This window comes from Burkholderia sp. AU18528, assembly GCF_002223215.2.
GTDB lineage: Bacteria > Pseudomonadota > Gammaproteobacteria > Burkholderiales > Burkholderiaceae > Burkholderia > Burkholderia semiarida.
The window spans coordinates 1,139,237-1,161,425 of record NZ_NKFC02000004.1 but is presented as its reverse complement, the minus strand read 5'-3'; the positions used below and the strand labels follow the sequence as shown (position 1 = coordinate 1,161,425).

Sequence of the window (22,189 nt, the reverse complement as noted above, 5' to 3'; positions counted from 1 at the left end):
AAACTGATCACCGATTCTGCCAACCAAATAATCGAACTGACTCGTACTCACCGGAACGCGAACATCTTTAGAAATAACTATCGATCCCGCCATTTTCACCTCATTTGATCAGGATGATCTTAGCCTGCCTCAATTTAAAATTCACCTACATGCCGATTGTGACATACGGGCCATTCAGTGATGGTGGTGGGTATACCGATCTCGTTATTCCGAAATTCCCAAATTTGATGGGAGATCAGTTACGAAGCTCGACCGCGAACCGTATTGCGGTGCCAGTTCGCGAATACTTTTCGACAAAGATGCTCTTTCAGAATCCGACATCTCTTGCAACCCGCTACTGATTTTTTCCAGTAACTCCATGGATGCATCCAGATCAATGACGCTCTCACCAGAATATTCCAAAAATATCGAAACATCAATAATTACTCTTGCAAAGTACTTATTTTCCATTTGACGAGACAACCTTCCCTGTGATGCCGGCCATTCCAAGGATATGAAACATTTCTTTTATCCCGCGCAGATTATTGTTTATTTCGCATGCCGCATCGCTCAACAAATCCATTTTGAGCGAGCACCTGTGACTGACGACTGGCTTAATCGTAAGCCCTATCCGCCATAACGGCAGGATTTTTCGCTCAATTATCACCTTGCCATCGACGCAATCGCATTTTACGAGGCAGCCAATCCATCAAGTCGGGCTCCTTCCAACGCAGGTGCAAACCCGGCCTAGATTCCTGGATCGGATCTCGCATCAGCGGCTGAATCATTGTAATCGCGCGCCGTTAATCTCATCGTATCGTTCTCGTTTACCCAGCTACCTTTCCTTTCCCGATGTCATTTTTGGACTTACAATCATCCCATCAAAAAATTTCAATGATACGTTCCACCAGACGTCCAGCCATCCAAAATTCTTTGCAAGAATTTATTCTCCGAGGAAGAAATTACCCGATCGTGAAATCTTACCTCGATCTTGCCCGCAACATATTTAACAATTGTGCAAGATGGCAAGGCCAAGAATGGGACAACCCTCGGATAATTCACCGCCACCTCAAACAAGGAGGAGAATTTTCCGTCGCCGCCATTATTGTCTCGCTCAACAAAAAACCAACCTGAATCGCCTTTCTGCGATGAATCCCGGTTTATAAAAAATTCTCGACATGATCCAAATCCTGGAGAAACAATCCCCCTCTCCAGTAAGGATGGAAAATTCGGATCAACATTCACCTGATCGCACACCTCTCTTTGCAAATACAAATCCTTGAAAGTTTTGTCTATCGAAAACACCCAATTTATTGGCATACGACGAAAATCTGGCTCCCACAGCTCCAAATCGCCATGTCCGTCTTTTTTCAACATCAAAATCATCCAGCCAAACTGGATAGTCTGACCAGCATTGAACCTCACCCCTCGTCGAATCTCGCCCTCAAAATACTCAAACAGGCCACTTATCATGAACTCAAAATCGCCATCCAGCGATACCACAAAATTGGGATGACCATACCTTTTGTCAAAATTTGATCTAAAAATCATGGTAATCACCTTGGACGATTTAGCAATGGACGCGATCGCTAACTCTTCTTTTAATCGCGTTGCGGACGATTCCTTTATTTCATAATTCAACCAAGAGAGTCATTATTTCAACCAAAATGGCTCCCCTTCCAGTGCGTCGTATTCAAAAAGAGGTTTATTCTGATCTCGAGTAAATCCAGACAAATCTGAAATTACAACACGAACAGGCTGGTAGATGTTAAATGCCTCGAAGAATGACTCTGCGGACTCGCAGGCATCGACGAATTTTTCAAAAAACCTTCCAAATACGTCAGCCAGTGTCGATTGGTCTGGATTCAGCCAGCTCTTCTCCGGATTTGCGAGCATTGCAGCATCCCACTCAACAGACGTTGCAGCTGGCTTTTCTGCAAAAATTTCGCGGGCTTTCGCCATCAACGCGCGAGCGCTATCCAACTCCTCCCTCCGAAGGTACCGGCGATATAGGCGATCCGTTAACAAGCTCCAATCTTGTTCCGAATGATCTTGTGCCGCATACAGTTCGAGACACTTGAAGAACAATCTAACATCAGGGGCCGGCCCAAGCTCACAAATTGTATGCCCACCGTGAAAGCCTATCGTTCTCATTTTATCTTAAATTGAATATTAATCAGGCTAATTATGCCATTCGACTTTTGAGCAATACCTTGAACAATCTCCGTCCGTTGTGCGGGGGATACTGTTTGCCCGCGTATATCAATCACAATTTGTTGTTGCATTCCCTCTGGCAAATTGGCTGCTCGCTGAATTGTCTGATTTGCAACTACTCGCGATTCGTCCGATCCGCTCTCACGGCCTTCGAACATCGCACGGAATCTGATCGAACAGCGTCAACAAGTGTCAAGCGTTGCCGAGAAGCGACGAGCCGGTGATCTCTATTCGCGCGAATATTACCTCACCCATCATCTCAAAAATCCCTGACAGAATTGCGAGGGCGAATCGGCGCATGACCTGAAATTAGCCTTCTTTCAGCCACATATCAGCTTCCTCGGCGCGGCCAGATACGGCACCTCCGGCGATGCATTTCCGCATCGGCGCACTTACCACAGGAGTTTCCGCGATCGCTGCCCCCCACCATTGTGTCGATCGGGCTGGGCCTCGCGTTCGTCGCAATGTTCACGGTGAGTTTCTATTTGCTCGCCACCAAGGACCGGCCGGCACACCGACACGCGCCTGTCGTCCGCTCACCGGTTTCTGGCACTGCCGTCCGGTGTTTCCTCGACTATCGCATTCGTGGAACGGGAGCAGGGTCACTCGAATCGGCATGCGACCAGTAATCGGCTCCCTTGCAACCGCGTATCGGGATTACATCATCGGAGGGATTTGATCCGTTCAACCGCCGTGCTCTCGACACGCCGCCCCCGCGGCCGCCACGACAGCAACCACCGCGCCGCGCCGTCGAGCGACGTGCACAGCACCAGATAGATCGCCGCGACGAACAGGAAGATCGGCGCCGGATACACCATCAGCCGGTTGTTCACCTGCGTTGCAACGAACGACAGTTCCGGCACGCCGACGATATACGCGAGCGACGTGTCCTTCACGAGCGCGACCCACTGGTTGACGAACGACGGCGTCATGATCCGGATCGCCTGTGGCAACAGCACGTAGCGCACCGTCTGCCAGCGCGTGAGCCCGAGCGACAGGCCGGCCTGCCATTGCCCGTCGCCGGCCGCGACGATCCCCGCATGCACGGCATGCGCGAGATACGCGCCACCGATCAGCGCCAGCGCGCACACGACCGTCGCGAGCCCCGGCACATCCATGTGCAGCAGCACCGGCATCAGGAAATACGTCCAGAAGATCAGCATCAGCACCGGAATCGCGCGAAAGAAGCCGATGAACGCGAGCAGCAGCACGCGCGCCGGGCCGCGTACAAGCGCCATCGCGACGCCGAGCACCACGCCGAGCGCGGCCGACGCGATCGCGGACGCGAGCGCCAGCACCAGCGACAGCGCGGCGCCGCCGAGCGGGCCGTCCGGAAACGCGCCGACGAGCAGGTACGGCAGATTCGAGAAAAGCAGCGAAAGATCCATCGTCAGCGCCCCGCTCCGAGCCGTTCGCGCCATTGCGTGGCCGCATACGCGCCGGCTTCGATCGCGGCCACCGCCGCGACGTACAGCAGCGTCGCGACGCCGAATGCGGCGAACGTCTTGAACGTCTCGGTCTCGACCTGCCGCGACGCATACGACAACTCGGCGACGCCGATCGCCATCGCGAGCGACGAGTTCTTCACGAGATTCATGTATTGGCCGAACAACGGCGGCAACGCGATGCGCACGGCTTGCGGCAGCACCACGTAGCGCAGCGACTGCATCGGCGTGAGGCCGAGCGCGGCCGCCGCGTCGTGTTGCGCACGCCGCACGCCGCGCAGGCCGGCTTCGCATTCCTCGGCGACGAAGGCAGCCGTATAGGCGCTCAACCCGACCCACCCGGCCACGAATTCGAACGACGGCCACGCGAGCGTGAACGGGCCCACGCTCACCGCATGGCGCGCATTGAGCCACGCCGTCCACGTATCGGGCAGCAACGACGCGACACCGAAATACCAGAACAGCAACTGCACCAGCAACGGCGTGTTGCGAAATGCAATCACGTACGCGGTGGCGGCCGCACGCGGCGCCCTGCCGCGCGCATGCCGCATCACGGCGAGCAGCAGCCCGCCGACGGTCGCGGCGACGGCCGACGCGGCCGCGAGGCCGAGTGTCAGCAGGAAGCCCTGCCAGAGCCAGGACAGATATTTGGGAGCCAACCCGAGCATGCTGGGAAGCGCGCACGAAGCGCGCGATCGGAGGTATACGAACAACGCCGCGCGGCCGATCTTCCGGCCGGTCGCGGCGTGCGTGCGGAAGCGGTCAGGTCTTGTCGCCGATCCGGAAAATGCGCGTGAGCGGCGTCTTCGTCGTCGGCCCGAACCATGCGTCGTAGATCTGCGTGGCGCGGCCGCTCGCCTCGAGCCCCTTCAGCGTGTCGTTGACGAAGCCGAGCAGGCGCGTCTCGCCCTTCGGCACGCCGACGCCCATGTAGTCGTTCGAGATCGTGAACGCTGGGATCTCGTAGTTCTGCTTGTCAGGCACGTTCGCGAGCAGGCCGATCAGCTTCGGGCCGTCCTGCGTGATGGCCTGCACGTTGCCCGCGCGCAGCGCGGCAAATGCGAACGGCGTGTCGTCGTATGCGACGATCGTCGCCTTCGGGAATTTCTCGCGCAGCGTGATTTCGTTGGTCGTGCCCTTGTCCGCGCCGACGCGCAGGCCGTTCAGCTGGTCGGCCGATTTCAGCACGCCCTTCTTCGCGAGAAACTGCTGGCCCGACGAGAAATACGGGATGCTGAAGTCGACTTGCTTCGCGCGCTCGTCGGTGATCGTGAAATTCGCGAGCACGAGGTCGACCTTGCCGGAGGTCAGGAACGGAATGCGGTTCGCGGGGTTGGTCGGCTGCAGTTGCAGCTTCACGCCGAGCTTGTCGGCAAGCGCCTTCGCGTAATCGACGTCGAGACCGACGATGTGGTTGCTTTTCGCGTCGACATAACCGAACGGCGGGTTGCTGTCGAACGTCGCGACGCGCAGCACACCGGCCTTCCTGATGTCGTCGAGACGGTCCGCATGCGCGACGGTGCCTGCGGTAATGAGTGCGACCCCGACGAGCCACGTAGCGAGCGTGTTGATTTTCATGAGCACGACCTGATTTGTTATGAGGCCGCCGCGGATCGCGCGGCGGCACGGTTCGAAAAACATCGCGGCGAAGTGTGTCGTCGCGAAGCCGCTAACGTATCAGCGCGTGCGGCGAATCCGAACCAACAAATGGTGCTTTGCTCTGCGGGTTTCGTGATGAGGCGCGCGAGCTACGAGAACACATTGCCGCCGCACAAAAAAACGCCCGCTGCAAGCAGCGGGCGCGAATCCCAGTCAAGGAGGTGTCACACGAACTACAGGTTCAGAGTAAGGAAATCGCCCGCAACAGGCAACGAATCGATTTCCATATCGATATGACGGCGTACGCTCATGCCCGCGCCTGTCCAGGCTCCGGCACCGGATCCCGACCGCGCGTCGCCCCGGCAGAATCGCGCGCACCAACGAAAACGTCCCGCCGGCTGGCGGGACGTTCGTCACGATGCACATGCGCGCACGGCGCAATCGATCACGGCTCGTGACGCAGGTACCCTTCCTTGCTCGGATCGCGCATCCGCCACGACACGATCAGCGAGATCGCGCACAGCACGGTCACGTACCAGTAGAAGGTTTCCTCGCTGCCGATCGACTTGAACCACAGCGCGACGTACTCGGCCGAGCCGCCGAAGATCGCGTTCGCCACCGCATACGACAGGCCGACACCCATCGCGCGCACTTCCGGCGGGAACATCTCGGCCTTGATGAGGCCGCTGATCGACGTGTAGAAACTGACGATCGCCAGCGCGACCGTCACCAGCACGAAGGCGGCCACCGGGCTCGTCACGTCCTTCAGCGCATGCATCAGCGGCACCGTGCCGATCACCGCGAACGAGCCGAACAGGATCATCGACGTGCGGCGGCCGATCTTGTCCGACAGCGCGCCGAACACCGGCTGCATCAGCATGTAGACGAGCAGCGCGACGGTCATCACGTTGCTGGCCGTCTTCGCGTGCATGCCGGCCGTGTTCACGAGGTACTTCTGCATGTACGTCGTGAACGTGTAGAAGATCAGCGAGCCGCCGGCCGTGAAGCCGACCACCGTGAAGAACGCTCCCTTGTGCTGCCACACGCCGCGGATCGTGCCCGCGTCCTTCTTGTCGCGCGACGCGCTCGTCGACGTCTCGTCGAGCGACTTGCGCAGGTACAGCGAAATCAGCGCGGCCGCCGCGCCGACCACGAACGGAATGCGCCAGCCCCATGCCTTCAGCTCGCCGGCCGACAGCGTCTGCTGCAGGATCACGAGCACCAGCAGCGCGCACAGCTGGCCGCCGATCAGCGTCACGTACTGGAACGACGCGAAGAAGCCGCGACGGCCCTTGAGCGCCACTTCACTCATGTAGGTCGCACTCGTCCCGTACTCGCCGCCCACCGACAGGCCCTGGAACAGCCGTGCCACCAGCAGCAGCGCCGGCGCGAGCGCGCCGATCTGCGCATAGGTCGGCAGCACCGCGATCACGAGCGAGCCGCCGCACATCATCAGCACCGAGATCATCATCGCCGCGCGCCGGCCATGACGGTCGGCGATGCGGCCGAACAGCCAGCCGCCGATCGGACGCATCAGGAAGCCGGCCGCGAACACGCCGGCCGTGTTCAGCAGCTGCGTCGTCGTGTTGCCGCTCGGGAAGAATGCCGGCGCGAAGTACAGCGCACAGAATGAGTAGATGTAGAAGTCGAACCACTCGACGAGGTTGCCCGATGAGGCGCCGACGATGGCGAACACGCGCCGCCGGGTGTCATGCGCGGACAGCGCAGCTTGGTCGGTCTGGACGTCCATGGGTTGGTCTGTTCCTTTTAGTACTTTCTGGGCGAGACGGCCGGGGCCGCCGCGTGCGGTCGCGCGTGGCACCGGTTCCGGCGCACGGCGCTACGGGATTTTAGCGAAATGTAAAGTAACAGGCTTTGCGGGTTCGTCCGGATGTAGAAAATTTTTCTCCCGCCACCCGTTCGTCATATGAAAACGCCAGCCGGCAGGCTGGCGTCGGATGCAAACATGCTCGACCGCGACGATCACACGCGAACCTCCGGCGGCACGTAGCGGCACTCGTAGCGCTTGCGCACGGTGCCGGCCTCGTCGACGCTTTCCAGGTACACGTCGAACTGCCAGAGCCGCGCCATGTGCTTGAGCACTTCGTCGCTGTCGTTCGACAGGTGGCGGTTGTCGGTCATGAAGTGGCGCAGCGTGAGGCTGCGGTCGCCGCGCGTGTTGACGGCCCATACCTGGATGTTCGGCTCGCGGTGATGGATGTCGTACTGCCGCGACAACGCCTGCCGCACGTACTGATAGCCGGAATCGTCGTGGATCGCCGATACCTCGAGCGAATCGCGCATGTCGTCGTCGAGCACCGAGAAGAGCCGCATCTCGCGGATCAGGTTCGGCGACAGGTACTGCGCGATGAAGCTCTCGTCCTTGAAGTTGCGCATCGCGTAGTGCATCGCCGGCAGCCACGGCGTGCCCGCGATCTCCGGAAACCACTTGTAGTCCTCTTCCGTCGGCGCTTCGCAGATCCTGCGAATGTCGCTCATCATCGAGAAGCCGAGCGCATACGGGTTGATCCCGCTGTAGTACGGCTTCGTGACTGGCGGCTGATAGACCACGTTGCTGTGCGAGTGCAGGAACTCCATCATGAAGCCGTCTTCCAGCTTCCCCTGGTTGTACAGCGTATTGAGCAGCGTGTAGTGCCAGAACGTCGCCCAGCCTTCGTTCATCACCTGCGTCTGCCGCTGCGGATAGAAATACTGGCCGATCTTGCGCACGATACGGATCACCTCCCGCTCCCACGGTTCGAGCAGCGGCGCATTCTTCTCGGCGAAATACAGCAGGTTCTCCTGCGGCTCGGGCGGATAGCGGTCTTCCTGCTCCTCCGTCAGTTCGGGCTTCTTGCCCGGCAGCGTGCGCCACAGTTCGTTGACCTGCGACTGCAGGTACGCCTCGCGCTCGCGCCGCAGCGCCGCTTCCTTCGACAGCGACGGCTTCTGCGGCCGCTTGTAGCGGTCGACGCCGTAGTTCATCAGCGCATGGCACGAGTCGAGCAGTTCCTCGACGCGATCGAGGCCGTAGCGCTCCTCGCATTCCGCGACGTAATTCTTCGCGTACACGAGATAGTCGATGATCGCGTGCGCGTCCGTCCACAGCCTGAACAGGTAGTTGCCCTTGAAGAACGAATTGTGCCCGTACGCCGCATGCGCGATGACGAGCGCCTGCATCGTCATCGTGTTCTCTTCCATCAGATACGCGATGCACGGGTTCGAATTGATGACGATTTCGTAGGCCAGGCCCATCTGCCCGCGGCGGTAGCTCTTCTCGGTCGCGAGAAAGTGCTTGCCGAACGACCAGTGACGGTAGTTGACGGGCATCCCGACCGACGCATACGCGTCCATCATCTGCTCGGCGCTGATCAGTTCGAGCTGGATCGGGTAGATGTCGAGCTCGTATTGTTCGGCGACCTGCGAGATGTGCGTGTCGTATTCCTCGAGCAATTCGAACGTCCAGTCGGACGGGCACGGCAGCGGCTTGCGTTCGGCAACGTTCATACGCGCTTCCTTTTGCCCGGAACCGGGCAAGTCGGCGGCCGGCGGCGGCGGCTCGGCCTGCCCGCGTTGCTGCGATGCGGCAGGGCCGGCCGTGTCGTCGCCGGAAGGGCGCGGCTCGTAGCCGCGCGACTCGTTGTGCAGATGGCGGCTCGTCATGACATTTCCACCTGCTTTTCGAACAATTCGCGAAACACCGGGTAAATGTCCGCAGCCGATTCCACTTTTTTCATCGCGAGATGCGGTTGCGACAGGGCCAGTTGCGCGTATTCCAGCCACAGGTTCTGCTCTTCCGGCGCGACCTGGATATACGCGAAGTAACGCGTCTTCGTGAGGATATCCTCTTCCAGGATTTTGCGACACTTGGGCGAATCGTCAGTCCAGTTGTCGCCGTCGGACGCCTGCGCGCCGTAGATGTTCCACTCGGTCGGCGAGTAGCGCTCGTCCATCACCTTGCGCATCAATTCGAGCGCGCTCGACACCACCGTGCCGCCGCTTTCGGTCGAATGGAAGAAGGTGTCCTCGTCGACTTCCTCGGCGCGCGTGTGGTGGCGGATGAACACCACTTCGATACGCTCGTAGTTGCGCTTGAGGAACAGGTAAAGCAGGATGAAGAAGCGCTTTGCGAGATCCTTGCGCTGCTCGTCCATCGAGCCCGACACGTCCATCAGGCAGAACATCACGGCCTGGCTCGACGGCTGCGGCTGCTTCACGCGGTTGATGTAGCGCAGGTCGAACGGATCGATGAACGGAATCCGCCAGATGCGCCCTTTCAGGTGATGGATCTCGGCTTCGAGCGTCGCGATTTCCGCGCGGCGGTCTTCGGGGTCGCTCTTCAGCGCTTCGAGCTGCGCCTCGAGCTCGCGCAACTCGTTGACGAGCGGCGAGCCGAGCGCGATGCGCCGGCCGAGCGCGCTGCGCAGCGAACGCACGACGTCGATGTTGTTCGGCGTGCCTTCCGCCGACCAGCCCGCGCGCACGTTCTTCCAGCTCGGCACCGTCAGCAGGTGCGTCTTCACGAGGCGCGGCAGTTCGAGATCGTCGAAGAAGTACTGCATGAACTCGTCGCGCGACAGCTCGAACACGAAGTCGTCCTGCCCTTCGCCCTCGTTGCTCGCCTGACTGCCGCCGCCCCCCGAGCCGCCTTGCGGACGCGGGATCTTGTCGCCGCGCACGTAGTCCTCGTTGCCGGGGTGCACGTATTCACGACGCCCGCCCGGCGCGTGCCGGAAATTCGGCTCCGCGATGTCCTTGCGCGGGATCGTGATGCTCTGCGTGCTCTGGATATCCTTGATGCTACGGTCGCGCACCGCGTCGGAGACGGCACGACGAATGTAGTTCTTGACGCGACGCAGGAAGCGTTCGCGATTGGCGATGCTCTTGTTCTTGCCGGCCAGCCTGCGGTCGATGATTTGATGAAGCACTCCCGGTCTCCCGCTCGAAAGTCGATCTGCCGGGGCACTCGCCGCGCATGCCGTCTGCCGTCATGCGGGTGGCGCCTCTGAAAGTGCCCGTACGGACTCGCCGTACGGGCGCGATACCGCGCGTGTCATGACGACTTGCGCACGCGCAGGTACCAGTCGCAAAGCAGCCTCACCTGCTTCGGCGTATAGCCCTTCGCGACCATCCGGTTCACAAAGTCCTCATGCTTGCGCTGCTCCTCCGCCGAGCCCTTCGCGTTGAACGAAATGACCGGCAACAGTTCCTCGGTATTCGAGAACATCTTCTTCTCGATCACGACCCGCAGCTTCTCGTAGCTCGTCCACACGGGGTTCTTGCCGGCGTTCGCCGCCCGTGCGCGCAGCACGAAGTTCACGATCTCGTTGCGGAAATCCTTCGGATTGCTGATCCCGGCCGGCTTCTCGATCTTCTCCAGCTCCGCGTTCAGCGCGGCGCGATCGAAGCTCTCGCCCGTGTCGTGATCGCGGAATTCCTGGTCCTGGATCCAGAAGTCCGCATACGTGACGTAGCGGTCGAAGATGTTCTGGCCGTACTCCGAATACGACTCGAGATACGCCGTCTGGATTTCCTTGCCGATGAACTCCGCATAGCGCGACGCGAGCACGTCCTTCACGAACGACAGGTACTTCTGCTCGGTTTCCGGCGGGAACTGCTCGCGTTCGATCTGCTGTTCGAGCACGTACATCAAATGCACCGGGTTCGCCGCGACCTCGCTCGTGTCGAAGTTGAACACGCGCGACAGGATCTTGAACGCGAAGCGTGTCGACACGCCGGTCATCCCTTCGTCCACGCCCGCGTAATCGCGATACTCCTGGTACGACTTCGCCTTCGGATCGGTGTCCTTCAGATTCTCGCCGTCGTACACCTGCATCTTCGAGAACAGGCTCGAGTTTTCCGGCTCGTGCAGGCGCGACAGCACCGAGAACTGCGACATCATCTTCAGCGTGCCCGGCGCGCATACGGCCTCGGCCAGCGACGAATTGCGGATCAGCTTCTCGTAGATCTTGATCTCTTCCGACACGCGCAGACAGTACGGCACCTTCACGACGAAGATCCGGTCGAGCAGTGCCTCGTTGTTGCGGTTGTTGCGGAAAGCCTTCCACTCCGACTCGTTCGAGTGCGCAAGAATCACGCCGTCGAACGGAATCGCGCCGAAACCTTCGGTACCCTTGAAGTTGCCTTCCTGCGTCGCGGTCAGCAGCGGGTGCAGCACCTTGATCGGCGCCTTGAACATTTCGACGAATTCGAGCAGACCCTGGTTCGCGAGGCACAGGCCGCCCGAGTAGCTGTACGCGTCGGCATCGTCCTGCGCGTATTGCTCCAGCTTGCGGATGTCGACCTTGCCGACCAGCGACGAGATGTCCTGGTTGTTCTCGTCGCCCGGCTCCGTCTTCGCGATGCCGACCTGCCGCAGGATCGACGGATAGCGGCGCACCACGCGGAACTGGCGGATGTCGCCGTTGTATTCGTGCAGGCGCTTGACGGCCCACGGACTCAGGATGCTTTTCAGGTAGCGGCGCGGAATGCCGTACTGTTCCTCGAGGATCGGACCATCCTCGTCGTAGTCGAACAGCCCGAGCGGCGATTCGTTGACGGGCGAGCCCTTCAGCGCATAGAACGGCACGCGCTCCATCAGTTGCTTCAGGCGCTCGGCGATCGACGACTTGCCGCCGCCCACCGGGCCCAGCAGATAGAGGATCTGCTTCTTCTCTTCAAGACCTTGCGCAGCGTGGCGGAAGTACGCGACCACCTGCTCGATCACCTCCTCCATTCCGTAGAACTCACGGAATGCCGGATACACCTTGATGACCTTGTTCGCGAAGATCCGCGACAGGCGCGGGTCGTTGCGGGTATCGATCTGTTCAGGTTCCCCGATTGCTTCCAGCATGCGTTCACCAGCCGTCGCGTACGCGGATGGATCGTTCTTGCAGAGCGCGAGATACTCCTCCAGCGAGAGCTCTTCCTCTCGCGTTTTTTCGAAGCGGTTCGCGAAGCTGCTGTAAATATCCATGCTACCTCCCTCGCCTGAGTCTGAAGACGTGCCTGCCTTCGTATGACTGCGCAGAAGCAAGCGCGTTCGAATTCATCCTAAACCCTTTCTTATTTTTTTTCACGAACTCTTCGTATGAAGTTCGTCATTCTCGACAACACCGCTTGGACAACGCATTTCGTCGTTTTACAATCGATCTCCCGAGCCGCAGAAACTGCATCCGCCGCGTCTCGTCGAACACCGAAACGTCTCGTGCGTTGGACACCTCCGACGTCGCCACCTTCTCCCTTCATCCCTTCACGTTCGAGCGGCCGCGTGCGATGACACGCCGCGCGAACCGTTACAAATTTTTTCGCAGTCCCTTACGGACATACCCGTACGACGAACGCGGGAACATGACGCGCACGCAGCGCATTCCCGCGAATCTCTCGGTGCGCGACGCTCGGCACACCTGCCGATCAGCGATCGACTCGTCCGCGCCGTCACATTTCGTCCGCCGCAGAAACGGCAACGCCCGCGGATCGCGGGCGTCGTCGTCACCAAATGGGGATAGATACGCGGCGCACGCGAATCAGAACGTCTCCCAGTCGTCGCCGCCGGCGGCCGCCGCTGCCGGCGCGGGTGCGGGGGCGGCCGACACGGCGGCGGGCTTGCGCGCCGGCGTCGCGGCGCTCGCGCGTTTCGGCGCGGCCTCGCGTTCGACGCGCGCGGCAGCCGGTGCGGGCGCAGCAGCCGGCGCGGAAGGCGCGCGCGGCGCATGACGTGCGGCAACCGCAACGACGGTGCCCGCACGTGCCGCCTCGTCGTCGAGCTGGAATACCGCTGCCGTTTCGCGCAGGCGGGCCGCCTGCTCCTCCAGCGACTGCGCGGCGGCGGCGGCTTCCTCGACGAGTGCGGCATTCTGCTGCGTGACCTCGTCCATCTGCGCGACCGCGCGCGCCACCTGGTCGATCCCGCCGCTCTGCTCCTCGGACGCCGCCGCGATCTCGCCCATGATGTCCGTCACGCGCTGGACCGCGCCGATCACGTCGCTCATCGTGCGTCCCGCCTCGTCGACCAGCGTCGAGCCCGTCCGGATACGCTCCACCGACGCGTCGATCAGCGCCTTGATTTCCTTCGCCGCGCTCGACGAGCGCTGCGCGAGGCTGCGCACTTCGCCCGCGACGACCGCGAAGCCGCGGCCTTCCTCGCCCGCCCGTGCGGCTTCGACGGCCGCATTCAGCGCCAGAATGTTGGTCTGGAACGCGATTCCCTCGATGATCGCGATGATGTCCGCGATTTTCGCCGAGCTGTCGTTGATCTCACCCATCGTGCCGACCACCTGGCCGACCACCGTGTTGCCCTTGTTCGCAATTTCGGACGCATTCGCCGCCAGCGAGCTTGCCTGACGCGCATTGTCCGCATTCTGCTTCACGGTGCCCGTCAGTTGCTCCATGCTGGACGCGGTTTCCTGCAGCGCAGCAGCCTGTTCCTCGGTACGCGACGACAGGTCGATGTTGCCAGCCGCGATCTGGCGGGCCGCGGTCGCGATCGACTCGCTGCCGCCGCGCATGGTGCGCACCGTGTCGACGAGCCCGCGTTGCATCTTCGCGAGGCCTGCCAGCAACTGGCCCATCTCGTCGCGCCGGTCCACGACGATCGGCCGGCGCAGGTCGCCCGCGGCGATCGCGTCGAAATGCGACAGCGCGTCGGCGATCGGGCGGCCGATCGCGCGGCTCAGCGTCAGCCACGACAGCACCGCAGCGCCGATGCCGACCAGCAGCACGACGATCGACAGCACGCGCATCGTCTCGAACACCGATTCGGCCTGATCGAAGCGCGCCTGCGCATTGGTGAACTGGAAGCCGCGCAGCGCTTCACCGGCCGCGGCCAGCTCGGTATAGCGCGCCTGAAGCTGCTTGGCGCCGTCGCCGATCCGCTCGTGGTCGCCGGCCGCGACCGCGCTCGCGAACGCGTCGCAACTGCTCTGCAACACCTTGCGCCGGGCGACGACGTCCTGTGCGAGCCGGTCCTCGTCGGCGTCGCGCGGCAGCGCAAGGTACTTCTGCCACCAGGCGTCCGATTGCGCCCGCATCGCGCGGCTGCGCTCGATGGCCGCCGCCGAGTCGGGCGTGCCGGCCAGCAGCGCGGCACGGTCGAGCGCGAGGCGCTCGCGCGCGGCGAACATTTCCGCCATCGCCACGTCGACCGCGCTCGGCATCTGGTTCGTGAAAATCTCGCGCGTCGAATCGTTCGAACGCGTCATCCCGTGCAGACCGAGCACGCCGGTGACCGCCAGCAGTACCGCCAGAAACGCCATCGTGAAACCGATGCGCGCCCGAATCGTCAGGTTCCTGAACACCATCATCCATCCTGTGTTGCGTCGTCATGAACGGGCCTGGCCCGTTGGCTCGAAGCATTGCTTCACTTGGTGCATTTACGACCGCACGACGCATAACTTGATGGTTTTAGCGTGTTTATTTCGAATTATTCGTCTGTTTATTTCATAAGTCTGAATAAATGACGGAATTCGGGTCGGGATGGGGAATCGCCAAAGGCCAGTGGAAACGCCAAGCATTGCGGGGCCGCCGCCAGCCGTCTCATGCGACGGACCGGCAGCGCGATGGAACCGGAAAACCGGGGATCCGGCCCTAGTCGGCCAATTCGGCGCGCGTCGGAATCGACGGCTGCGCGCCCGCGCGCGTGACCGACAGCGCCGCCGCGCGTTGCGCGAAGCGGATGGCCGTGTCGACGTCCGCGCCGGCCGCGAGCCGTGCGGAAAAGCCGCCGATGAAGGTGTCGCCGGCCGCCGTCGTGTCGATGGCCTGCACGACGGGCGCCGGATAGTGGCGCGCGGCGCCGTCGGCCGTCAGCGCAAGCACGCCGCGCGCGCCGAGCGTGATCAGCACGTTGCGCGCGCCACCGGCCTGGAGCGCCCGCGCGGCGGTTTCGGCCTGTGCCGGATCGCGCACCGGCAGCCCGGTCAGCGCGGCCGCCTCGACCTCGTTCGGGATCAGGTAATCGACGAGCGGCAGCCAGCCGTCCGGCAGCGGCGCGACGGCCGGCGCCGGATTGAGCACCACCGTGCGGCCGAGGCGGCGCCCGGCCGACAGCGCCGCGAACACCGCGTCCGGCGGCGTCTCCAGCTGGCAGATCAGCACGTCGGCCGCCGCCAGCGCGGCCTCGTGCCGCGCGATCGTATCGGTCGTGACCTCGCCGTTGCCGCCCGCGACGATCACGATCGCGTTCTGGCTTCCGTCGTCGACGACGATCAGCGCGACGCCGGTCGACGCCGACGCGCTCGTCGCGAGCCCCGCGCAGTCGATTCCCTCGGCCTCGAGGCCCGCGCGCAGCGCTGCGCCGTGCGCATCCGCGCCGACGCAGCCGATCATCGCGACCTGCGCGCCGAGCCGGGCGGCGGCGACGGCCTGGTTGCCGCCCTTGCCGCCCGCCGCCTGCGCGAACGCATGTCCGGCGAGCGTTTCCCCCGGCAGCGGCAGCCGAGGCGCCCGCACGACGAGATCCATGTTGAGGCTGCCGACCACCGTCACGCGGCCGGCGCCCGTTACGCTCGCCGTCATGCGCGAGCGCCCGGCGCGGCCGGCTCGCGATAGACCGCCGTCGATTCGCGCAGCACGAGGCGCGGCGACACGACGCGGCGACGGCTTGGCACGGCCGTGGAACCGCCGCCGATCCGTTCGATCAGCGTCTGCGCGGCCATTTCGCCGAGCGCGCGCACCGACTGGCCGACCGTCGACAGCGCCGGATACGTGTAGCGGGAAAATTCGATGTCGTCGAAGCCGATGATCGAGCAGTCGTCGGGCACGCGCAGCCCGCGCTCGGCCGCCGCGCGCAGCGCGCCGACGCCCATCAGGTCGTTGCCCGCGAAGATCGCGCTCGGCCGCACCGATTCGAATAGCCGCGACGCCGCGTGATAGCCGCCCAGGCACGAAAAATCGCTTTCCGCGATCGCGCCCGGCACGATGTCGACCCCGCGCTCGGCCATCGCGCGGATGAAGCCGTGCACGCGCATCGCGCTGACGGCGGTGTCGGTCGGCCCGGTGATGCAGCCGATCTTCGCGTGCCCGAGTTCGAGCAGGTGGCGCGTCGCCAGGTACGCGCCGCGCTCGTGGTCGATCTGCACGAGATCGGCCGCGAGCCCCTCGATGTTGCGATCGACGACGACGAGCGGCGCATGGATATCGGCGAGCGTCTGCGCGAGCACCGCGTCCTCGCCCGCCGACGCGACGATCAGCCCGTCGATGCGCTTTTCCTGCAGCACGCGCAGGTAGTTGCGCTGCTTCACGGGATCGTCGTCCGAATTGCAGAAGAACACGCAATAGCCGTTGGCCGCGCACTGATCCTCGATGCCGCGCGCCAGCTCGGCGAAGTACGGATTCGTGCTGTTCGGCACGACGAGGCCGATCGTCGCCGTCGCCCGCGCCTTCAGCGAGCGCGCCACGGCCGACGGCACGTAATTCAGCTCGCGGATCGCGCCCTCGACCTTCGCACGCACATCCGCGGACACCGGCCGCGAATTGTTCACCACGTGCGAGACGGTCGTAAATGACACGCCCGCCATGGCCGCCACATCCTTGATCGTCGCCATTTCCCGTTTCTCTCTGGTCTGTTCTGTCTGTCTTTTTACCGCACGCGCGTACGCCGGCTGCGATACGTATCGAGCACGACCGCCACGACGATCACCGCGCCCGTGATGATCCGTTTGGTCGGCTCGTTCGCACCGATCTGCGCCAGCCCCGCGGCCAGCACGGAAATGATCAACACGCCGAAGAACGTGCTGATCACCGAGCCGCGCCCGCCCATCAGGCTCGTGCCGCCGATCACGACGGCGGCGATGACCTGCAGTTCGAGGCCCGCGCCCGCGTTCGGATCGGCCGCCTCGAGCCGCGAAATCTGGAACAGCGACGCGAGCCCCGCGAGCGCGCCCATCAGTGCGAATACGAGGATTTTATACGGCCGCGGGTTAACCCCTGCAAGTCGGACCGCTTCCTCGTTCGTGCCGATCCCGACCAGATAGCGCCCGAACACGGTGCGCGTGAGCACGAACTGGGCGGCGATCATCACCGCGACCGCGATCAGGAACGCCGGCGAGATGCCCAGCGCGATCGGGTTCGACAGGAAATCGAACGCGTCGCCGATATACGCGGTGCGCGAATTCGTCAGCTGGTACGCGAGGCCGCGCGCGGCCTCCAGCACGCCGAGCGACACGATGAACGACGGAATCCGCCAGCCGACCGTGACCGCGCCGGTCAGCGCGCCCGTCGCGGTCGCGACCGCGATCCCGATCAGCGCGGCCGGCAGCGGCCCCCACTGCCACTTCAGCGCGGCGACGCTGACCATCGACGCGGCGAGCGCCAGCACCGAGCCGACCGACAGGTCGATCCCGGCGATGATCAGCACGAAGGTCATGCCGACCGACATCACGACGAGATCGGGAATCTGGTTCGCGATCGTGCTGAACGTGTCGTAGGTCAGGAAATGCGAGCTCAGCGCCGAGAACAGCGCGATCATCGCGGCCAGCGCACCGGCGAGCCCGAGATAGTTCGACAGGCCGAGCCGCGTGCCGGACAGCGTGCGCGCGCGGCGCCCGGTCACGTCCTGCTGCGCGCCTGCGTCGGTCGGGGATACGGGAGGCTGGGTCATTGCTGTCGTCCTGTCGTCGAAGTGCCCGGAGCGGCGCCGCGCGCCTGCCCCGCGTCCGGATGCTGCATGGCGGCGGTCGGCGTCTCGCGGCCGAAGCCGGCGAACGCCGCGGCCAGCAGCGCATCCTGGGTCCAGTTGCCGCGCTCGAACACGGCGGTCATGCGCCCGGCCGACATCACGCCGATCCGGTCGCAGATCAGCATCAGCTCGCGCAGGTCGCTCGATACGACCACGAGCGCGCGGCCTTCGCGCGAGAGCGCGCCCATCAAAGTGTAGATCTCGAATTTGGCGCCGACGTCGATCCCGCGCGTCGGCTCGTCGAACAGCAGCACACCCATGTCGCGCGCGAGCCAGCGGCCGATCACGACCTTCTGCTGGTTGCCGCCCGACAGCTCGCCGACCGCCTGCGCCGCGCCGTGCGTGCGGATCCGCAGCGCCTCGATCTGCTGCTCGGCGAGCGCCGTTTCGCGTGCGGAATCGACGATGCCGCCGCGCGCGAGCCGGTCGAGCTGGCCGAGCGACACGTTCGCGGTGATCGACTGCGACAGCAGCAGCCCTTCCCCCTTGCGATCCTCGGTGATCAGCGCGATGCCCAGCTTCACCGCCTCGACGGGCGACGCGATCCGCGCCGGTTTCAGCGGCTGGCCGACCGCGATCGTCCCGGCGTCCGGCGTATCGGCGCCGTAGATCAGCCGCAGCAACTCGGTGCGCCCTGCGCCGATCAGCCCGGAGATGCCGAAGATCTCGCCCGCGCGCACCTCCAGCGACACATCGCGCACGGCCGTCCCGCGCGTGAGGCCCGACACCGCGAGCCGCGGCGCACCGAAACGGCGCTCGCCGAGATCGATGTGTTCGCCGATCTCGCGCCCGACCATCAGCGTGACGAGCCCGTCGGACGTCGTCGCCGCCATGTCGCCCGCGTGCACGAGCCGGCCGTCGCGCAGCACCGCGACGCGCTCGGCGACGCGCGCGAGCTCTTCGAGCCGGTGCGAGATGTAGACGATCGCGACGCCGCGCGCCTTCAGCCGGTCGATCTGCTCGAACAGCAGCTCGACTTCGCGCGCGGTCAGCATCGCGGTCGGCTCGTCGAGAATCAGCACGCGGCAGTCGCCGATCAGGTTGCGGGCGATCTCGACCATCTGCTGGTGGCCGATGCCGAGCGCGCCGACCGGCGTATCGGGGTCGACTGCGTCGAGCCCGACCTGCGCCATCGCCGCGCGCGCGTCGTCGCGCAGCCGCGCGCGATCGATGATGCCGAAGCGGCGCGGCAGGCGGTTCAGGAACAGGTTTTCGGCGACGGTCAGCGTCGGCAGCAGGTTCAGTTCCTGCATCACCATGCGCACGCCGAGCGCCTCGGCCTGCGTGCGGCTCGCCGGCGCATAGGCCTCGCCGCCGAGCTGCATCGTACCGGTAGTCGGGTCGACGAGCCCGCCGATGATCTTCGACAGCGTGCTCTTGCCCGCGCCGTTCTCGCCGGTCAGCGCGAGCGCCTGGCCTGCATCGAGCGTCAGCGTGACGTCGGCGAGCACGGGTTCGGCATAGGTCTTGCCGATGCCGGAGACGGACAGCACGGGGTGGGCTGAACGGGAGGGTTGGAAGGTCGGTTCCATCGCGATCCTGATTGCGGCCGCGCGCACGCGGCGCGCGGGTATGACGCTCACAAGTGCATGTGCATGCAGTGGCCGTGATCGCGCTCACACCGGATAACGGCCGCCGCGCCGGATTCTTGAGGCCGGCGGCCGGACCGGTGCGGCGTTACTTCGTCACGAGATCCACCGGCGTCTCGACCACGCCGGACATGTCGGCCTGCTTGCGATGCTCGGCAATGGCCTTGAGCGCCGTGTCGATGCCGAACACGGCCTGCTTCGCCGCGTACTGGTCGGCGGTCGCGAGCACGCGGCCGTCCTTCAGCATCGGCTTGATCGCGTTGATGTTGTCGTAGCCGACCACGAGCACCTTGCCCTGCTTGCCGGCCGCGCGCACGGCCGACACGGCGCCGATCGCCATGTTGTCGTTGCCGCACAGCAGCGCCTTCAGGTTCGGGTATTCGTTCAGCATCGCGGCGGCCACCGCATTGCCCTTGTCGATCTCCCATTCGCCCGACTGCACCGACACGACCTTCATCCCGCCCGCCTTCATCGCGTCCTGGAAGCCGGCCGTGCGCTGCTGCGCGTTGGTGGTGGTCGACACGCCTTCGACGATGCCGACCTGGTCGCCCGCCTTCAGCCGCTTCGCGAGGTAATCGCCGATCTTGCGCGCGCCCTTGCGGTTGTCCGGGCCGACGAACGGCACGTTCAGGTTCTTCGACTTCAGCACGTCGGGATCGAGCCGGTTGTCGATGTTCACGACGACGATGCCGGCGTCGACGGCCTTCTTCACGACCGGCACGAGCGCCTTCGAATCGGCCGGCGCGAGCACGATCGCGTCGACCTTCGACACGATCATCTGCTCGACGATGCGGATCTGGTTCGCGGTGTCGGTCTCGTCCTTGATGCCGTTGGTGACCAGGTCGAACTGGTTCGCGTTGTGTTTCTGGTATTCCTTCGCGCCCGTTTCCATGGTCAGGAAGAACTCGTTGGCGAGCGACTTCATCACGAGCGCGACCTTCGGCTTGGCCGCGGACTGCGCGTGGACAACCGGTGCGGCGGCCACCGCGACGGCGGCGAGCGCGGCGGTCAGGAAGCGACGGCGAAAGCGGACATTCATACACATCTCCTGGCGACGGCCCGAAGGCCGGATTGTTGTTTTAATGTGAGCAAACGTTTGCGCCACACTACCCGGGCAATGGCCATCGATGCTGCTGTCGGTACCACGGAATGGAAGCGAGGCAGACGGCCGACTGCCTGGCGCGTGCTGTCGTCGACGCGCCACCGCCAGCGGAACGCCGGCGGAGTGAAGGCTATGCTGTACCGATTCGCTTCGGCGCGCAACCTGTCTGATCAATATTTAAGGGTTTATTCGGAGCGCGCGAGCGGGCTTCGCGACGCGCAAATGCGACACTCGCGACGGCGGCTCGCCGAAGCGCTCGCTTCGCGGGCAGCGGCCGACGATGGCGCGGTTCGTCGTGGACAACGCGCTTCGCGCCGACGATATCGACGCGCAGCGCGCGGGCATTCGTCGTCGCGACCTGTCGCCGACCATGACGGAAGCGGCGAGTCGGACGGCGCTGTTGCGTGAATGGGGAAACTGCCGGTTTCGTGTGCCGCGCCGAGGTTCGGCAGGTCGTTCCTGTTTTTCCGTTGGCGTGGGAACGTGTATCGATCGCCGTCTGGCGCGAAGCACCGGATCGAAAACCTCGGCCGAGGCTTCGATCGTGACGGCGCCTCCCCGTGCCGCCGCCCGGTGCGTCGGACGGCCAGGTAAGCGTGGCGCGTGTCGCGCGGCATCCGCGGCATCCGCCCGGACGGCGCGCGACGCGCAATGGTCAGACGGCTTCGCGCAACAGCCCGGCGATTTCCGCTTCGTTCAGGTGCGGCGCGAACATCTCGATCAGCCGGTACGCATACGCGCGCAGGAATGCGCCCTTGCGCAGCCCGACCCGTGTCGTGCTCGCCTCGAACAGGTGCTGCGTATCGAGCGCGACGAGCCCCGTGTCGCGCTGCGGATCGTAGGCCATCGCCGCGACCACGCCGATCCCCATCCCGAGCTCGACGTAGGTCTTGATCACGTCCGCGTCGATCGCGGTCAGCACGACGTCGGGTACGGCGCCCGCCTGCGTGAATGCCTGGTCGATGTGCGAGCGGCCCGTGAAATCCTGGTCGTACGTGATGATCGGGTACTCGGCGATTTCCTCGAGCGTCAGGTTCTCGCGGCCGACGAGCGGGTGGCCTTTCGGCACGACGACCGTGTGGTGCCACGAATAGCACGGGAACGTGACGATGTCCGGATAGCGGTCGAGCGCCTCGGTCGAGATGCCGAGATCGGCCTCGCCGTTCAGGATCATCTGCGCGATCTGCTGCGGGCTGCCCTGGCGCAGCGCGAGATGCACCTTCGGAAACACCTCGGTGAACTGCCGGATCACCTTCGGCAGCGCGTAGCGCGCCTGCGTGTGCGTCGTCGCGACGACGAGGTGGCCGCTGTCCTGATCGGCGAACTGGCGCGCGACGCGGCGCAGGTTCTCGGCGTCGAGCAGCATCCGCTCGATCAGCTGGTGCACGGCCTTGCCGGGCTCCGTGAGCCCCGTCAGCCGCTTGCCGCGCCGAATGAAGATGTCGACGCCCAGTTCATCCTCCAGATCCTTGATCTGTTTCGACACGCCCGACTGCGACGTGTACAGCACGTTCGCGACTTCGGTCAGGTTCATGTTCTGGCGCACCGCTTCGCGCACGAACCGCAATTGCTGAAAATTCATGGG

The 22,189-nt window shown here is 63.7% G+C and carries 17 protein-coding genes; all 17 read right to left on the bottom strand.

Going from position 1 to position 22,189, the window contains the following annotated elements; genetic code table 11:
• Positions 1-204: 204 nt before the first annotated feature.
• The gene (locus CFB52_RS08175) at positions 205-450 is read right to left on the bottom strand and encodes a hypothetical protein (protein ID WP_099316379.1); all 246 of its coding nucleotides are present in this window, start codon (positions 448-450) and stop codon (positions 205-207) included.
• Positions 451-870: 420 nt separating this feature from the next.
• On the bottom strand, positions 871-1,620 hold the full coding sequence (locus CFB52_RS34170) for a hypothetical protein (protein WP_144029728.1): 750 nt from the start codon (positions 1,618-1,620) through the stop codon (positions 871-873).
• Between the two features lie 12 nt (positions 1,621-1,632).
• The gene (locus CFB52_RS34580; protein WP_257220076.1) at positions 1,633-1,962 is read right to left on the bottom strand and encodes a hypothetical protein; all 330 of its coding nucleotides are present in this window, start codon (positions 1,960-1,962) and stop codon (positions 1,633-1,635) included.
• Positions 1,963-2,855: 893 nt separating this feature from the next.
• Positions 2,856-3,581, bottom strand: coding sequence for an amino acid ABC transporter permease (locus CFB52_RS08165; protein WP_099316626.1), 726 nt, complete (start codon positions 3,579-3,581; stop codon positions 2,856-2,858).
• Between the two features lie 2 nt (positions 3,582-3,583).
• On the bottom strand, positions 3,584-4,306 hold the full coding sequence (locus tag CFB52_RS08160) for an amino acid ABC transporter permease (RefSeq protein ID WP_099316378.1): 723 nt from the start codon (positions 4,304-4,306) through the stop codon (positions 3,584-3,586).
• A 94-nt stretch (positions 4,307-4,400) separates the two neighbouring features.
• The gene (locus CFB52_RS08155) at positions 4,401-5,216 is read right to left on the bottom strand and encodes an ABC transporter substrate-binding protein (protein ID WP_059584343.1); all 816 of its coding nucleotides are present in this window, start codon (positions 5,214-5,216) and stop codon (positions 4,401-4,403) included.
• Between the two features lie 466 nt (positions 5,217-5,682).
• Complete coding sequence (locus CFB52_RS08150; protein ID WP_059584128.1) at positions 5,683-6,987, bottom strand: MFS family transporter; 1,305 nt, start codon at positions 6,985-6,987, stop codon at positions 5,683-5,685.
• Between the two features lie 233 nt (positions 6,988-7,220).
• The gene (locus CFB52_RS08145; RefSeq protein WP_060318426.1) at positions 7,221-8,900 is read right to left on the bottom strand and encodes a SpoVR family protein; all 1,680 of its coding nucleotides are present in this window, start codon (positions 8,898-8,900) and stop codon (positions 7,221-7,223) included.
• Complete coding sequence (locus CFB52_RS08140) at positions 8,897-10,165, bottom strand: YeaH/YhbH family protein (protein WP_006476064.1); 1,269 nt, start codon at positions 10,163-10,165, stop codon at positions 8,897-8,899. The genes CFB52_RS08145 and CFB52_RS08140 overlap by 4 nt, the downstream gene beginning before the upstream one ends.
• A gap of 125 nt (positions 10,166-10,290) precedes the next feature.
• A complete protein-coding gene (locus CFB52_RS08135) occupies positions 10,291-12,213 on the bottom strand; it encodes a PrkA family serine protein kinase (RefSeq protein WP_027784391.1) in 1,923 nt (640 codons plus the stop codon).
• A 550-nt stretch (positions 12,214-12,763) separates the two neighbouring features.
• A complete protein-coding gene (locus tag CFB52_RS08125) occupies positions 12,764-14,536 on the bottom strand; it encodes a methyl-accepting chemotaxis protein (RefSeq protein WP_099316377.1) in 1,773 nt (590 codons plus the stop codon).
• Between the two features lie 286 nt (positions 14,537-14,822).
• A complete protein-coding gene (gene rbsK, locus CFB52_RS08120; protein WP_059584132.1) occupies positions 14,823-15,752 on the bottom strand; it encodes a ribokinase in 930 nt (309 codons plus the stop codon).
• Entirely contained in the window at positions 15,749-16,780 is a 1,032-nt protein-coding gene (locus tag CFB52_RS08115) for a LacI family DNA-binding transcriptional regulator (protein ID WP_050012587.1), read from the bottom strand. The genes rbsK and CFB52_RS08115 overlap by 4 nt, the downstream gene beginning before the upstream one ends.
• Before the next feature lie 35 nt (positions 16,781-16,815).
• On the bottom strand, positions 16,816-17,835 hold the full coding sequence (locus tag CFB52_RS08110; protein ID WP_059584134.1) for an ABC transporter permease: 1,020 nt from the start codon (positions 17,833-17,835) through the stop codon (positions 16,816-16,818).
• Positions 17,832-19,445, bottom strand: coding sequence for a sugar ABC transporter ATP-binding protein (locus tag CFB52_RS08105; protein WP_099316376.1), 1,614 nt, complete (start codon positions 19,443-19,445; stop codon positions 17,832-17,834). The genes CFB52_RS08110 and CFB52_RS08105 overlap by 4 nt, the downstream gene beginning before the upstream one ends.
• Positions 19,446-19,590: 145 nt before the next feature.
• Positions 19,591-20,541 carry a sugar ABC transporter substrate-binding protein gene (locus CFB52_RS08100; RefSeq protein WP_099316375.1) on the bottom strand — a complete coding sequence of 317 codons (951 nt, stop codon included), beginning with the start codon at positions 20,539-20,541 and terminating at the stop codon, positions 19,591-19,593.
• 718 nt (positions 20,542-21,259) lie between these two features.
• Positions 21,260-22,186, bottom strand: coding sequence for a CysB family HTH-type transcriptional regulator (locus CFB52_RS08090; RefSeq protein ID WP_034186954.1), 927 nt, complete (start codon positions 22,184-22,186; stop codon positions 21,260-21,262).
• Positions 22,187-22,189: the final 3 nt, after the last annotated feature.

Excerpts from the sequence above, each read along its gene's own strand:
- CFB52_RS08160 (WP_099316378.1), bottom strand. The coding sequence starts at position 4,306 with ATGCTCGGGTTGGCTCCCAAATATCTGTCCTGGCTCTGGCAGGGCTTC.
- CFB52_RS08155 (WP_059584343.1), bottom strand. The coding sequence starts at position 5,216 with ATGAAAATCAACACGCTCGCTACGTGGCTCGTCGGGGTCGCACTCATT.
- CFB52_RS08090 (WP_034186954.1), bottom strand. The coding sequence starts at position 22,186 with ATGAATTTTCAGCAATTGCGGTTCGTGCGCGAAGCGGTGCGCCAGAAC.
- CFB52_RS08150 (WP_059584128.1), bottom strand. The coding sequence starts at position 6,987 with ATGGACGTCCAGACCGACCAAGCTGCGCTGTCCGCGCATGACACCCGG.
- CFB52_RS08145 (WP_060318426.1), bottom strand. The coding sequence starts at position 8,900 with ATGACGAGCCGCCATCTGCACAACGAGTCGCGCGGCTACGAGCCGCGC.
- rbsK (WP_059584132.1), bottom strand. The coding sequence starts at position 15,752 with ATGACGGCGAGCGTAACGGGCGCCGGCCGCGTGACGGTGGTCGGCAGC.
- CFB52_RS08135 (WP_027784391.1), bottom strand. The coding sequence starts at position 12,213 with ATGGATATTTACAGCAGCTTCGCGAACCGCTTCGAAAAAACGCGAGAG.
- CFB52_RS08115 (WP_050012587.1), bottom strand. The coding sequence starts at position 16,780 with ATGGCGACGATCAAGGATGTGGCGGCCATGGCGGGCGTGTCATTTACG.
- CFB52_RS08125 (WP_099316377.1), bottom strand. The coding sequence starts at position 14,536 with ATGGTGTTCAGGAACCTGACGATTCGGGCGCGCATCGGTTTCACGATG.
- CFB52_RS08100 (WP_099316375.1), bottom strand. The coding sequence starts at position 20,541 with ATGAATGTCCGCTTTCGCCGTCGCTTCCTGACCGCCGCGCTCGCCGCC.
- CFB52_RS08110 (WP_059584134.1), bottom strand. The coding sequence starts at position 17,835 with ATGACCCAGCCTCCCGTATCCCCGACCGACGCAGGCGCGCAGCAGGAC.
- CFB52_RS08165 (WP_099316626.1), bottom strand. The coding sequence starts at position 3,581 with ATGGATCTTTCGCTGCTTTTCTCGAATCTGCCGTACCTGCTCGTCGGC.
- CFB52_RS08175 (WP_099316379.1), bottom strand. The coding sequence starts at position 450 with ATGGAAAATAAGTACTTTGCAAGAGTAATTATTGATGTTTCGATATTT.
- CFB52_RS08105 (WP_099316376.1), bottom strand. The coding sequence starts at position 19,445 with ATGGAACCGACCTTCCAACCCTCCCGTTCAGCCCACCCCGTGCTGTCC.